Origin of the sequence: Cellulosimicrobium cellulans, from assembly GCF_042723955.1 — a bacterium.
GTDB lineage: Bacteria > Actinomycetota > Actinomycetes > Actinomycetales > Cellulomonadaceae > Cellulosimicrobium > Cellulosimicrobium cellulans_H.
On the sequence record NZ_JBHXIC010000065.1, the window covers coordinates 1 to 13,123 of the forward strand.

The 13,123-nt window shown below is 74.8% G+C and carries 12 protein-coding genes and 1 riboswitch; of the genes, 3 read left to right on the top strand and 9 right to left on the bottom strand.

Annotated features, from left to right (window positions below):
• Window positions 1-137: 137 nt before the first annotated feature.
• Window positions 138-566 carry a DUF3017 domain-containing protein gene (locus ACFWH7_RS15765; RefSeq protein ID WP_378217677.1) on the bottom strand — a complete coding sequence of 143 codons (429 nt, stop codon included), beginning with the start codon at window positions 564-566 and terminating at the stop codon, window positions 138-140.
• Between the two features lie 54 nt (window positions 567-620).
• Here ACFWH7_RS15765 and ACFWH7_RS15770 point away from each other — a divergent pair, with 54 nt between their 5' ends.
• Complete coding sequence (locus ACFWH7_RS15770; RefSeq protein WP_378217679.1) at window positions 621-1,976, top strand: NAD(P)/FAD-dependent oxidoreductase; 1,356 nt, start codon at window positions 621-623, stop codon at window positions 1,974-1,976.
• Window positions 1,977-2,038: 62 nt separating this feature from the next.
• Here ACFWH7_RS15770 and purH read toward each other — a convergent pair whose 3' ends face one another.
• Both purH and ACFWH7_RS15780 read right to left on the bottom strand, forming a co-directional pair.
• Window positions 2,039-3,721 carry a bifunctional phosphoribosylaminoimidazolecarboxamide formyltransferase/IMP cyclohydrolase gene (gene purH / locus ACFWH7_RS15775; RefSeq protein ID WP_378217681.1) on the bottom strand — a complete coding sequence of 561 codons (1,683 nt, stop codon included), beginning with the start codon at window positions 3,719-3,721 and terminating at the stop codon, window positions 2,039-2,041.
• 62 nt (window positions 3,722-3,783) lie between these two features.
• A riboswitch (ZMP/ZTP riboswitch) is annotated at window positions 3,784-3,872 on the bottom strand.
• A 3-nt stretch (window positions 3,873-3,875) separates the two neighbouring features.
• Window positions 3,876-5,285: an MFS transporter gene (locus ACFWH7_RS15780; protein WP_378217683.1), complete on the bottom strand. Its 1,410-nt coding sequence runs from the start codon at window positions 5,283-5,285 to the stop codon at window positions 3,876-3,878.
• Between the two features lie 103 nt (window positions 5,286-5,388).
• On the opposite strand from ACFWH7_RS15780, the gene ACFWH7_RS15785 reads away from it, so the two are divergent.
• Complete coding sequence (locus tag ACFWH7_RS15785) at window positions 5,389-5,979, top strand: ArsR/SmtB family transcription factor (protein WP_378217685.1); 591 nt, start codon at window positions 5,389-5,391, stop codon at window positions 5,977-5,979.
• Here ACFWH7_RS15785 and purN read toward each other — a convergent pair.
• On the bottom strand, window positions 5,976-6,617 hold the full coding sequence (gene purN / locus ACFWH7_RS15790; RefSeq protein ID WP_047233091.1) for a phosphoribosylglycinamide formyltransferase: 642 nt from the start codon (window positions 6,615-6,617) through the stop codon (window positions 5,976-5,978). The genes ACFWH7_RS15785 and purN overlap by 4 nt on opposite strands.
• Window positions 6,618-6,765: 148 nt before the next feature.
• Here purN and ACFWH7_RS15795 point away from each other — a divergent pair, with 148 nt between their 5' ends.
• The gene (locus ACFWH7_RS15795; protein ID WP_378217689.1) at window positions 6,766-7,383 is read left to right on the top strand and encodes a hypothetical protein; all 618 of its coding nucleotides are present in this window, start codon (window positions 6,766-6,768) and stop codon (window positions 7,381-7,383) included.
• Between the two features lie 13 nt (window positions 7,384-7,396).
• On the opposite strand, the gene manA is transcribed toward ACFWH7_RS15795, so the two are convergent.
• The 5 genes from manA to ACFWH7_RS15820 all read right to left on the bottom strand — a co-directional run bounded on the left by manA (window position 7,397) and on the right by ACFWH7_RS15820 (window position 13,117).
• A complete protein-coding gene (manA, locus tag ACFWH7_RS15800; RefSeq protein WP_378217692.1) occupies window positions 7,397-8,566 on the bottom strand; it encodes a mannose-6-phosphate isomerase, class I in 1,170 nt (389 codons plus the stop codon).
• A 2-nt stretch (window positions 8,567-8,568) separates the two neighbouring features.
• Complete coding sequence (locus tag ACFWH7_RS15805) at window positions 8,569-10,086, bottom strand: phosphohexomutase domain-containing protein (RefSeq protein WP_378217694.1); 1,518 nt, start codon at window positions 10,084-10,086, stop codon at window positions 8,569-8,571.
• Window positions 10,079-11,158, bottom strand: coding sequence for a glycoside hydrolase family 130 protein (locus tag ACFWH7_RS15810; protein WP_378217696.1), 1,080 nt, complete (start codon window positions 11,156-11,158; stop codon window positions 10,079-10,081). The genes ACFWH7_RS15805 and ACFWH7_RS15810 overlap by 8 nt, the downstream gene beginning before the upstream one ends.
• 76 nt (window positions 11,159-11,234) lie before the next feature.
• Window positions 11,235-12,125, bottom strand: coding sequence for a carbohydrate ABC transporter permease (locus tag ACFWH7_RS15815; protein WP_378217698.1), 891 nt, complete (start codon window positions 12,123-12,125; stop codon window positions 11,235-11,237).
• Window positions 12,125-13,117: a carbohydrate ABC transporter permease gene (locus tag ACFWH7_RS15820; protein WP_378217712.1), complete on the bottom strand. Its 993-nt coding sequence runs from the start codon at window positions 13,115-13,117 to the stop codon at window positions 12,125-12,127. Before ACFWH7_RS15820 ends, ACFWH7_RS15815 begins: the two co-directional genes overlap by 1 nt.
• Between the last annotated feature and the right edge of the window lie 6 nt (window positions 13,118-13,123).

Below are 13,123 nucleotides of genomic sequence, written 5' to 3' on the forward strand. Positions count from 1 at the left end.
GGTGGAGCGGGCGGCGGCCCCGGGGCGGCGCGAGCCACCGGGCTGGGGCGCGCCCCCACCGCCCTCCCCCCGACGCCGCCCGCGGGCCCCGCACGCGCCCCGGGGCCGGGGCCCGTCGTCGTCTGCCCTCGGCAGAGTCAGATCTCGCCCTGGTCGAGGGTCAGCGCGAGGAACGCCATGACGACGGCGGGCGCGAGGAAGAAGAAGACGTCCAGGCCGCGCGAGCGCACGGTGATCCCCACGGGACCCGGACCCGGGATGGCCGCACGGCACACCCCGGCGACGGCGAGCAGCCCGGCGAGCGTGAAGCAGCCGGCGCGCGCACCGACGAGCACCGCGACGAGCGTCGAGACCGCGACGCCCGCGAGCACGAGCCACATCGCGGGTTGGCGCGACGGGGCCAGGCTCGCGGGAGGCTCCGGGACCGGCGGCCGGGCCTCCCCGTCGGGCCGGGCGCCCGCGGGGGGCTCTCCGCCCTCCGGCTCGTCCTCGACGTGGTGCCACGCCGGCACGAGCGTCGTCGGCGGCCGGTCGCGCGTCCCTCCGTCGGCGGTGACGTCGGTCACGCTGCTGCACCTTCCACGCCCGGAAGCCTACCGTCGTGGCCTAGCGTGACGTGCATGTCGTCCGCCGAGCCGCCGGTCCTTCCGCCCCCGTCTCCGCACCGCGGGGACCGCCCCACGGCGGCCCCCGAGCCCCCCTCGTCGGTCGTCGTCGTGGGCGGCGGCCTCGCGGGTGCCCAGACCGCCGGCGCGCTCCGACGCCGGGGGTACGCCGGGCGCGTGACGCTGCTCGGTGCCGAGGGCGTGCCTCCCTACGACCGGCCCCCGCTGTCGAAGGAGCTCCTGAGCCGCCCGAGCCCGGCATGGCTGGCCGAGGACCTCGGCGTGGACGTCGAGGCCCTCGCCGACGAGGTCCGCCTCGCCGACCCGGCGGTACGGCTGGAGCGTCGCTCCGCGCCCGAGGGCGGCTCGTGGGAGGTCACGACCCGGTCGGGCGAGCGCCGGGCCGCCGACGCCGTCGTGCTCGCGGTCGGTTCCACGCCCGTGCGGCCCGTCGGCTGGGAGCACGCCCGCCTCCTGCACACCGCGCAGGACGCCGAGGACCTGCGCGAAGCGCTGCGGCCGGGGCTCCGCCTCGTGATCGTCGGCGCCGGCTGGATCGGTGCCGAGCTGGCGGGGGTCGCGACCGGCGCGGGCGCGCACGTCACGGTCCTCGAGGCGGCGCCGACCCCGCTCCGGCGCCAGCTCGGACCGGGCGTCGGCGCGCACCTCGCGCCCTGGTACGCCGCCGTCGGCGCGGAGCTCGTGACCCGCGCCGCGGTCGCGGAGGTCCGTCCCGACGGCGTCCGGCTCGCCGACGGGCGCGAGCTGCCGGCCGACCTCGTGCTGGCCGCCGTGGGCGCCCGCCCCGCGACGGACTGGCTCGACGGCACGGTCCCGCGCGACGTGCGCGGCAGCGTCCCCGTCGACACGACCGGCGCCGTGCGCGGGCTGGACGGGCTCTGGGCCGTCGGCGACTGCGCGACCCGCGAGCATCCCGTGCTCGGTGCCGTCCCCGGCGGCCACTGGTCGGCCGCGCTCCACGACCCCGACGCGACGGTCGCCGCGATGCTCGGCGACGAGGACGCCGGCCCCGGGCACGCCCCGTACGTGTTCTCCCAGCAGCTCGGCCACGACCTCGCCCTGTTCGGCGTGCCCGACGAGGCCGACGACGTGCTCTTCCGCGGCGATCCGTCGGGCGGGACCACCGGCCACGAGGGCTGGGCCGCGTTCTACCTCGCCCCGGGGTCGCGCGTCGGCGCGACGCCGGACGACGGCGACGGTCGGGTCGCCGAGGTCCGGGCGGTCCTCCTGGTGGACTCGCCGCGCGACGTCGGCCCGGTCCGCAAGGCGATGAACCGCACCGGACGCCTGCGCGTCGACCTCGACGTCGCCCTCGACCCGAGCCACCGCCTGCGCGACGCTCTGGTCTGACGCCCCGCACGCGGCGGCCCCGCCGGTCCGAGGACCAGCGGGGCCGTCGAGCGAGGGTCGTCTCAGTGCGCGAAGTGGCGCGTCCCCGTGAAGTACATCGTCACGCCCGCCTTCTGCGCCGCCTCGATCACCTCGGCGTCGCGGATCGACCCACCCGGCGCGACGACGGCGCGCACGCCCGCGTCGAGCAGGATCTGCAGGCCGTCGGCGAACGGGAAGAACGCGTCGGACGCCGCGACGGCGCCGCGTGCCCGCTCCTCGCCCTCGGCGAGCGTGTTGGCGCGCTCGACCGCGAGGCGGCACGAGTCGACCCGGTTGACCTGCCCCATCCCGACGCCGACGGCGGCGCCGTCGTTCGCGAGGAGGATCGCGTTCGACTTCGCGGCGCGGATCGCGCGCCACGCGAACGCGAGGTCGGCGATCGTCGCGTCGTCGGCGGCCTCGCCGGTGACGAGGTTCCAGTGCTGCGGGTCGTCCCCGCCGGTGACGTTCCCGTCGGCGTCCGTCACGACGGCGTCGACCCGGTCGATGCTCTGCACGAGCAGCCCGCCGCTCACCGGGCGGGTCTCGACGGACGTCGTCGGCGGGGTGTCGACGACGAGGAGGCGGATGTTCTTCTTGGCCTGCAGGATCTCCAGCGCCTCGGGCTCGAAGCCCGGAGCGACGACGACCTCGGTGAAGACGGGTGCGATCTGCTCCGCGGCGGCCCGGGTGACGACGCCGTTGGCCGCGATGACGCCGCCGTAGGCCGAGACGGGGTCCGTGGCGTGGGCCCGGGCGTGCGCCTCGGCGATGTCGGTGCCGACGGCGATGCCGCACGGGTTGGCGTGCTTGATGATCGCGACGGCGGGCGCGTCGTGGTCGTGCGCGGCGCGCCACGCGGCGTCGGCGTCGACGTAGTTGTTGTAGCTCATGGCCTTGCCGTGGAGCTGCGTCGCCTGGGCGAGCCCGCTCGCGCCGTAGCCGTTCGTGTAGAGCGCGGCGCGCTGGTGCGGGTTCTCGCCGTAGCGGAGCACGTCGGCGCGGTCCCACGTGGCGCCGATCCAGGCGGGGAACCCGGTGCTCACGGTCTCGCCGTCGGTCTCGACCGCGTCCGTGGGCGCCACGACGTTGCCCATCCACGACGCGACGGCGACGTCGTACGTCGCGGTGTGCACGAACGCGGCGGCCGCGAGCGCCTTGCGCTGCGCGTAGGTGAAGCCGCCCGCCTGCACGGCCGCGACGACGTCGTCGTACCGCGCCGGGTCGACGACGACGGCGACGCTCGGGTGGTTCTTCGCGGCCGCGCGGACCATCGAGGGCCCGCCGATGTCGATCTGCTCGACGACCTCGTCCGGCCCGGCACCCGACGCGACGGTGGCGGCGAACGGGTAGAGGTTGACGACGACGAGCTCGAACGGCGCGATGCCGAGCTCGTCGAGCTGCGCGAGGTGGTCGGCCTTGCGCGAGTCCGCGAGGATGCCGGCGTGCACGCGCGGGTGCAGCGTCTTGACCCGGCCCTCGAGGCACTCGGGGAACCCGGTGAGGTCCTCGACCTTCGTCACGGGCACGCCCGCGCCGGCGATCGTCGACGCGGTGGAGCCGGTGGAGACGAGCTCGACGCCCGCCGCGTGGAGCGCCGTGGCGAGCTCGACGAGGCCGGTCTTGTCGTAGACGCTCAGGAGCGCGCGCCGCACAGGGCGCTGCGCGTCGTCGGCGAGCTGGACGTCGGGGGCGGAGGGCACGTGCGGGGCCGGGTGGGACATGACGAGGGGCTCCTCTGGGTCGCGGTCGCGGTCCGGCGGTGCACCGGTACCGAGTGGCTGAACCCAGGCGCCCAGGCGGTCGACGCACCAGCAGGTTGATCCGGCCGCTCCCCGGTGGTCGTTCCCACCCTCGCCAGTCGCGGCCGGGACGAGTCTACCGGCCCGGCCCGGCCGGCACGGGCTCGTCGGGCACGGCGCCCGACGCGGCGAGGGCGGCCGCGTCGTCGGCCCAGGTGTCGGGGGTTCCGACCCGCCAGAGCGACCGGACCGTGCTGAGGACCGCGACGGTGACGACGAGCAGCCCGGCCAGGACTGCGAGCGCGACGCCCAGGCCGAACCGGTCGAGCAGGCCGCTCCCCACGAGCGGGACGAGCGGGCCTGCGGCGAGGCCGGTGAGCCCGAGGACGGACGAGAGCCGTCCCTGGAGCTGTGGCGGCGTGACGGCCGCCGCGTAGCCGGAGAGGCCGGCGTTCACGGCAGGAACCAGCAGGAGCGCGAGCGGCAGGACGACGACGAACGCGACGTACGCCTGCAGCGCCGCCATCACGACGGCCCCCGCCGCGAGCAGGCCGAGCGCCGCGACCACGAGCACGCCCGCGCGCACCCGCGCGACGAGCCGGGGCGCGAGCACCGCGCCGACGAGCACGCCCACGCCGACCGCGAGGTCGACGAGCCCGATGAGGAGCGGCGCCGTGCCGGTACGGACGAGCTCGAGGTTGATGCCGACCATGAGGCCGCCGAACGCCACGTTGATGACGACGAACAGGCCGAGCAGCGCGCGGAACAGCGGCACGGACCAGACGAACCGGAGCCCCTCGCGCAGCGCCTCCGCGGGCCGGGTGGCGCGCGCCGCGGCGACGTCGCCGTTGAGCGGTTCGCGCACGAACCACGTGCAGACGGCGGTCGCCAGGTGCCCGATCGCGGCCGCGGCGAGCGGCACCGCGTGCGCGACGGCGTAGAGCACGCCGCCCAGGGGCCCGGCGAGGAGGCTCGCGACGGCGTCCCGGCCCTGCACGGCCGCGAGCGCCGTCGGCAGCTGGGGCACGGGAACGACGGAGCGGAACGCCCCGCTCGTGGCCGGGTCGACGAGCGCCCCCACCACCGAGGCCCCGAAGAGCACGGCCGCGAGGTGCCAGGCAGTGAGCGACCCGAGCCCCGCCGCGAGAGCGACGGTCACCCACAGCGCCGCACCGACGGCCGCGGACACGGTGATGAGCCGGCGCCGGTCGACCCGGTCCGCCACGACGCCGGCGGGCAAGGTGGCGAGGAGCGCCCCGAGCTGGCCGACGGCGGCGACCACGCCCGCCTGCACGACCGAGCCCGTGATCCCGTAGGCGACGAGCGGCACGGCGAAGAGCGCGACGCCCGCGCCGAGCGACTCCGCGGTCATCCCCGTCATGAGCAGCATGTACGACCGGTTGCGCAGGAGCGACGGCGGGACGGCACCGCTTTCGGCGTCGACCGGCGGGACGGCGTCCGGGACGGCGGGGTCGGGAGCAGCCGCCGTCGACGACGGGCCGGTGGGCGGGTGGTCCTCGACCGAGACGGGAGGCGGGTTCGTCATGGCACGAATCTAGGTGCGCAACTCCATTTGCGCAATAGTCGTTGCGCACTTGCTCCTGCGCACCTCCGCGTGCACGATCCCAGGGCGTTGCTAGCCTCGGCCTGTGCTCGAGACCTTTCGCGTCCAGGACCCCGCGGCGCTGCGGGCGATCGCGCACCCGCTGCGGCAGCGCATCCTCATGGAGCTCGCCGTCCTCGGGCACGCGCGCGCCGCGGACCTCGCCCAGGCGACGGGAGAGCCCGCGAACTCCGTGAGCTTCCACCTCCGCGTGCTCGCCAAGGCCGGGATGATCGTCGAGGCGCCCGAGCACGCGCGCGACCGTCGCGACCGGGTATGGAAGAACGTGGCGCAGAGCTATGCCGTCGAGCCCGGGACGCCCGACGCGGTGCGCCACGTGGTGCGCCCGGCCCTGGCCTGGGCCGAGGAGACGTTCCGGCGCGGGAGCGAGACCGGGGGTCGGGAGGACCGGATCCTCGCGCTCAGCACGCTCGTGCTCACCGCAGAGCAGGCGGCGACGATGTCCCGCGAGCTCGCGGAGCTGCTCGAGCGCTGGACCGCGCGCTCGCTCGAGGAGGGGCGCGCGGCGCCCCAGGAGCGTCGCGAGACCTACCAGGCCCTCGCCGTCCTCGCGCCGCGCGACCTCCCGCCCACGGACGAGGCCACCGGCGAGGGGACGGAGGAACCCGGCGTCTAGCCCAGCAGGGCCCGGCGGCCCTCGACGCGCAGCCCCTCGCGCGCGACGCGGCCGACCGTCTCGACGAGCAGCGCGCGCTCCGCGACCTTGATGCGCTCGTGGAGCGACGACTCGTCGTCGCCGTCCTCGACCGGGACGGCGACCTGGGCGATGATCGGGCCGGTGTCGACGCCGTCGTCGACCACGTGGACGGTGCACCCGGTCACGCGCACCCCGTACGCGAGCGCGTCCCGCACGCCGTGCGCCCCGGGGAAGGACGGCAGCAGCGCCGGGTGCGTGTTGATCGTGCGCCCCGCGAAGCGGCCGACGAACGCGGGTCCGAGGATGCGCATGAAGCCCGCGAGCACCACGAGGTCGGGCCGGAAGACGTCGACCGCCTGCGCGACCGCCTCGTTCCAGGCGGCCCGGTCGTCGAAGTCCCCCGGGGCCACGACGACGGCGGCGATCCCGGCCTCGCGGGCGAGGTCGAGGCCGCCCGCGTCGGCCTTGTCCGACACGACGCCGACGACGCGCGCCCCGTAGGCGGCGTCGTCGTGCGCGGCGAGGATCGCGGCGAGGTTGGAGCCGGCGCCCGAGACGAGGACGACGACGCGGGCGGCGGAGGTGGACTCGACGGGGTGGCCGGACGGCGTCTGCACGGTGCTCCTGCGGGTGTCGGGGTGGCTCGGGGCGGCTCAGGGTGGCTCGAGCGTCGGGCTCGGCGGGAGGGGCTGGGCACCCTCCCGGGCACCCGGCCTCCGATGGGAGAATGTACCGCGAGCCGCCCGACCGACCGAGGAGCTGCCCGTGGGCAACCCGTACGCACCGCCCCGTCCCGACGCGCCGCAGCAGCCTCGTCCCGAGCCGCCGCAGCCGCCGGAGGAGGGTTCGCGTCCGGACGCACCGGTCCCGCCCGGTCCCGGCCCGGGTGCCCCGCTCCCGCCTCCCCCGCCGGGGTGGCCGGACCTGGGCGCACCCGCCGACCGCCGACCTCCGGCGCCGCCCGAGCCGCCGGAGCCGGACCCCGAGCTCGCGCGCCAGGCGACGCGACGCGTCCTCCACTTCGGCCTGCTCCTGCTCGCGGTGATCGTCGTGAGCACGATGCCGTTCCCGTGGCAGGCGGTGAGCCTCGCGCTCGCGATCGGGGCGATCGTCGTGGGCATCCGGGCGCTCATCGCCGTCTGGCGGGCGCGGGTGCGCGGGGCGCTCGTCCCGGCGCTGGGGATCGGGGTCGGCCTCTCCGCCATGCTCGCGCTCCAGATGGTGTCGACGCTCGTCACCTGGGACGTCGCCCTGGCGCACCAGCAGTGCCTCGACGGCGCCATCACGGTCTCTGCGGAGAAGCGCTGCGACGTCGAGCGCACCCAGGCGCTCGAGGACAAGTTCGCCCGCTGGTTCCCCACGCCCGCACCGGCGTCGTCGTGACGACGGCCTGACTTCAAGCCCGCGCCACGACGGCCGTCCCGTGCCCTGACACGACGAGCGGTCCGTCCACGTGCGGGACGAAGACGGAGTCGCCGGGGAGGAGGCGTCGCGCGTCCGCCGCGACGACGCGCACCTCTCCCTCGACGCACAGGACGATCCGCGGGCCGTCCTCCGGCCCCGGCAGCTCGTCCCCGGCCCGCGGGGTGGCGACGCGCAGGCCCAGGTCGGCGTCCGGCGCGACGTAGTCCACGACGCCCGGCACCACGCGCACCGGACGGAGGAAGCCGGTGAGTCGCGGCGTGAAGTCCGTGATCGCCAGCAGCTCCGCCACGTCCACGTGCTTCGTCGTCAGGCCGGCGCGCAGGACGTTGTCGGACGCCGCCATCACCTCGACGGCCATGCCCCGCAGGTAGGCGTGCAGCGTTCCGGGGGCGGTGTAGAGGGCCTGGCCGGGCTCGAGCCGCTCGTGGTTCAGCAGGAGCGGAGCGAGGAGCCCGGGGTCGCCGGGGAACTCCTGCGCGAGGTCGTGCACGACGGCCAGCTCGGGCCGGGCACCCACGCCGTCACGCGCGGTCTCGGCGACGGCCTCCACCCACGGCGCCGCGCTCTCCCGCTGGCCGAGGAGCCACGTGAGCGCGCCCCGGTGGGCGTCGACGGGCTGCTCACGCAGCAGCACGACGAGGGGGTCGAGCGCGGGCACCTCGAGCTCGGCGACGAGCTTCGCCGCCTGCTCCGGTTCTCGGAGCCCGCTGAGGAGCTCGAACGGCGTGAGTGCGTACACGATCTCCGGCTTGGCGGAGCGGTCTCGGTACGTCCGCGCCGGGTCGGTGCGCGGGACGCCGCGCTCGTCCTCGGCAGCGAAGCCCGCCTCGGCCTGGGCGGTCGTCGGGTGCACCTGGACCGACAGCGCGCGGGCGGCGGCGAGGATCTTGGCGAGGAACGGCAGGCGCGGGCCGGCCTCGGCCAGCACGCGGGGTCCCAGCATCGCCTCGGGCTGGGAGGCCACGAGCGCGTCGAGAGCGACCCGGCGTCCACCACCGTCGGCGGTGGACGGGTCGTCGGGGTGGGCTCCCATCCAGACCTCGGCGACGGGACGACCGTCGACGGGACGACCGAGGAGCTGCTGCACGAGCGTGGTCGAGCCCCACGGGTAGCGGCGCACGGGGTTGTCGAGGAGGTACATCGTCAGCGCCCTCCTCCCCCGACCGCCGCGCGGCCGCTCGTCGGCTCGCCGCCCACTGCGGGCATCGTCGCGAGCGCGTCGAGGACGCGGTCCCGGACGGCGCGCATCGTCCCGACGTCGGCGGCCTCGACGTTCAGCCGCAGGACGGGCTCGGTGTTCGACGCCCGCAGGTTGAGCCACCACGGGTCGTCGCCGTGCCAGCGGCGGACGGTCATGCCGTCGAGCTCGTCGACGTCGAGCGACGCGGCGTCGTAGGCGTCCCCGAGGACGTCGAGCACCCTGGCCCTCGCGGTCTCCGGGTCCGCCACGGCGACGTCGACCTCCCCAGAGCGCACGTACGGGTCGAGGCCACCGACCACCTCCGAGAGCGAGCGGTCCTGTTCCGAGAGCGCCGCGAGGACGTGCATCGCGGTCAGGAGGCCCGAGTCGGCGCCGAGGAAGTCACGGAAGTAGAAGTGCCCGCTGTGCTCGCCCCCGAAGACGGCGCCCTCGGACGCCATGAGCTCCTTGATGAACGAGTGGCCCACGCGTGTGCGCACCGTCCGCACCCCTGCGGCGCCCAGGATCTCGGGCACCGCGCGCGACGTGATCGCGTTGTGCAGGACGACAGGGACGCCGCCCTCGTCCCGCACCCGGCGCGCCTCGCGGAGCCCGACGAGCGTCGTGAGCACCGAGGGGTCCACCCTTCGGCCCCGCTCGTCGACGACGAAGCACCTGTCGGCGTCGCCGTCGAACGCGAGCCCGAGATCGGCGCGCCGGCGCACGACCTCGGCCTGGAGCACCGCCGTGTTGGCCGGTACGAGCGGGTTGGCCTCGTGGTGCGGGAACGACCCGTCGAGCTCGAAGAACAGCGGGACGATCCCGAGCGGGAGCGGCGGCAGACCCGCTGCCATCCCCAGGACGGCGGGCACCGTGAGCCCTGCCATGCCGTTGCCGGCGTCGATGACCACGCGCAGACGGCGGCCCCCGGACAGGTCGACGAGTGAGCGCAGGCGCTCCGCGTAGGGGCGCAGGACGTCGACGGTCTCGTGGCCCCCGCGCGGCCCGGCGTCGACGGGATCGCCCGCGAGGAGCTCCTCGGCCCGGTCCCGGACGGCGCGCAGGCCCGTGTCCGGTCCGACCGGGCGTGCTCCGGACAGGCACAGCTTGATGCCGTTGTACCGGGCGGGGTTGTGGCTCGCGGTGAGCATCGCTCCGGCGGCGTCGAGGAGACCCGACGCGAGGTAGAGCTCGTCGGTCGAGCACAGACCGGCGTCGAGCACGTGCGCGCCGGCCTCTCGGGCGCCGTCGACGAACGCGGCCAGCAGCCCGGGGCCGCTCTCGCGCATGTCACGGGCCACCACGACCCGGCGTACCCCGTCGTTGCCCGGTCGGACGACCGTCTCCACGAAGGCCGTGCCCAGCGCGCGCACGACGTCGTCGTTCAGCTCGTCAGGGACGACACCGCGCACGTCGTACGCCTTGACGACGCGCCGGAGCGCCTCGTGCGCGGTGAGGTCCGCGGGCCCGCCCTCAACCATCGAGACGCACGAGCTCGGCGACACCGATCCGGGAGTCGGCCATGCCGTAGAAGACGAACCGGCGTCCCTCGATCTCCTCGACGGCCGTGGGAAAGACGACGTTGCCGAGCGTGCCTTCCAGCTCTGCCGCGGTCTCCGGGACGAGCAGCGGCTCGGGCGTCCGGGCCAGCACCCGGCGCGGGTCGGCGGGGTCCAGGATCATCGCGCCCGCCGTGTACCGGGCACCGTGAGCCAGGGCGAAGCCGGAGAAGTCGGCGCCCGTCACGCCGTGGTGGAGGACGAGCCAGCCCTCGGGAACGCGCAGGGGCGCCGGGCCACCGCCGATCTTCGACGACTCGTAGGCCATCTCCGGCGCGGCGACCGGCGCGGAGCTCTCGACGTGCGTGAGCGCTCCGAGATCGCGCGTCACGGCCTCGAGATCGACGTACCCGATCCAGATGGACGGCCGCGGGTCGTCGACCCCCGCAGGCGGACGAGCTCCCTCGCCGGGGCGGAGCCAGTCGAGGTCCCACATCGGCCGGTGCAGCAGCGCGAGCGCGGGTCGGCCGTCGGGACCGGGCACGGCCTCGGGGAAGAACACCACGTCCTTGTTCGGGAAGAGGTTGAGGTCGGTGTCCAGCTCGGGCTGGTAGGCGAACCGCAACGGCCCGAGCCGGCGCCACGACACGGTGTCCCGAGAGACGGCCAGCGCGGGCTTCGGGCCCAGCGGCCCGTACGCGACGTAGGTCATGACGTGGAGGTCCAGGGGCTCGACGAACGTGATCCGGGGGTCCTCGACCCCCGCGTTCTGCCGCCCGTGCTCCCAGCCCTCGTCGGGGGCGAGCACCACCCCGAGCCGCTCGACGCCCACGGGGACCCCGTCCTCGAGGACGACGCGCGCCCGACCGATGCGCGAGACGTTCCCCTCGGCCACGAGGCGGGGGTAGAGGTACAGCGTGCCGTCGGACCCCCACGCGGTGCCGGGGTTGAGCACGCCCTCGACCTCGAGGGGCTCGCCGGGCAGAGGCGACATGATCGTCCCGAGCCGACGCAGGGCGTACGGGACCGTCATGAGGGACTGAGAGTGGTTCACCTGGGTCATTTCCTAGCCTTGGAAGGTCGGGGCGGGGGCCGACGCGGTCTCGCGCCGGCCCCGCACGGTGACGGGGTCAGCCCTTGACGGCCGAGCCGAGGTTCGCGGACGTGAAGTGCCGCTGGAACAGCAGGAACAGGACGACGGCGGGCACCGCGAGGACGCACGCGCCCGCCAGGACCGCGCCCATCGGGTTCGCCTGGAACGACGAGTTCGCCTGCGAGAAGTTCGCGAGGCTCACCGCGAGCGGCTGCATCGACGCGTCCTTCGTCACGAGGAACGGCCACAGGAACTCGTTCCACGGACCGATGAACGTCACGAGCATCGCGGTGAGGACCGCCGGGCGGACCAGGGGTACGGCTATCGACCGCAGGATCCGCAGCTCGCTCGCGCCGTCGATGCGCGCCGCGTCGAACACGTCGCGGGGGATCTGGAGGAAGTACTGCCGGAAGATCAGGACGGCGACCGAGTTGACGGCGAACGGCAGGATCATGCCGAGGTAGTTGTCCGCGAGGTCGAAGTACCGCACGACCATGACGTAGAGCGGGATCATGAGCAGCTGGAACGGGATCGCCTGGACGAGCAGGACGAGCGCGAACACGAGCCCCTGGCCGCGGAAGGACAGCACCGACAGTGCGTACCCGACGAGCAGCCCGAACACGAGCGTGCAGCCTACGACTCCGGCCGTCATGATCAACGAGTTGAGCAGCGACCGGGCGAGGTCGATCGACTCGTTGACGCCCACGAAGTTGTCGAGGGTGAGGTTCTTCGGCAACGGGAGCAGGCCAGAGACGCTGGTGTCCCGCTCCTTCTGCAGCGCCCCGATGAGCATGTAGTAGAACGGCACGAGCGCGAGGAACGCACCGACGAGCAGCACCGCGAAGCGCAGCACGCGCAGCACGCGGCCGCCGCCGGAGCCACCAGCGCGGGCGGCCTCCCGCCGCGTGGTCGAGGTCGTGGTCGTCATCATCCCTTCCTCTCCGTGAACCGGCGCGAGACCAATGACAGGAGCATCACGGCGAGCACGAGGATCATGCCGATCGCCGCGGCGATGTCGGGCTGCCCCTGCTGGATGCCCTTCTGGTACATGAGCAGCGCCGGGGTCATCGAGGCGCCGTTCGGCCCTCCTCCGGTGAGGAGGTACGGCTCGGTGAAGATCTGTCCGGTGGTGATGACGGAGAGCAGCACCACGAGCGAGGTCACCGGCCGGACGGCAGGGAGCGTGACGGCCCGGAACCGGCGCCACGGCCCGGCGCCGTCCATCGCAGCCGCCTCGTGCAGCTCCTTCGGCACGTTCTGCAGCGCGGCGAGGTACAGCAGGACGTAGAAGCCGAGGTTCTTCCAGGTCACGTAGACCGCGATCAAGGGCATGATCAGGCTCGGGTTCGCGAGCCAGGTCGGCTCCGGCGCGAGGCTTCCCAGAAGCCGGTTCACGACCCCGTTGCCGTTGAACATGAAGATCCACACCGCGAGCGTCGCGACCGACGCGGTCACGTACGGGATGTAGTACGAGACCCGGAAGAAGCCCTTCCAGTGCACGACGGCGTCGAGGCCCGACGACAGGAGGAGCCCGAGCACCACCGTGAGCGGCACGTTGATGAGGCCGAACACCGCGAGGTTGCCGAACGCCTGTCGTACCGCCGGGTCCGCGAGGACCTGCCGGAAGTTGTCGAGCCCGACGAAGGGGTGCGGGACCTGCACGCCGGGTGCCGTGAAGAAGAAGTCGTGGAACGACATCCACACGCCGAACCCGAACGGCACGAGGAACACCACGACGACGAACGCCGTGTACGGGGCGCTGAGAAGGATGCCGAGGGGGTTCTCCCCGAGCCAACGCTGGAGTCGCCGACCGCGGGGGCGCGGCCGGTCCTGGCGCGGGGGGGGGGGGGGGGGGGGGGGGCCCGGGGGGCCCCCGGGGGGGGGGGGGCCGGGGGCGGGGTGGAAAGAGAGAGGCACCACACGGGG

Excerpts from the sequence above, each read along its gene's own strand:
- ACFWH7_RS15815 (WP_378217698.1), bottom strand. The coding sequence starts at position 12,125 with ATGACGACCACGACCTCGACCACGCGGCGGGAGGCCGCCCGCGCTGGT.
- ACFWH7_RS15805 (WP_378217694.1), bottom strand. The coding sequence starts at position 10,086 with ATGGTTGAGGGCGGGCCCGCGGACCTCACCGCGCACGAGGCGCTCCGG.
- manA (WP_378217692.1), bottom strand. The coding sequence starts at position 8,566 with ATGTACCTCCTCGACAACCCCGTGCGCCGCTACCCGTGGGGCTCGACC.
- ACFWH7_RS15770 (WP_378217679.1), top strand. The coding sequence starts at position 621 with ATGTCGTCCGCCGAGCCGCCGGTCCTTCCGCCCCCGTCTCCGCACCGC.
- purH (WP_378217681.1), bottom strand. The coding sequence starts at position 3,721 with ATGTCCCACCCGGCCCCGCACGTGCCCTCCGCCCCCGACGTCCAGCTC.
- ACFWH7_RS15780 (WP_378217683.1), bottom strand. The coding sequence starts at position 5,285 with ATGACGAACCCGCCTCCCGTCTCGGTCGAGGACCACCCGCCCACCGGC.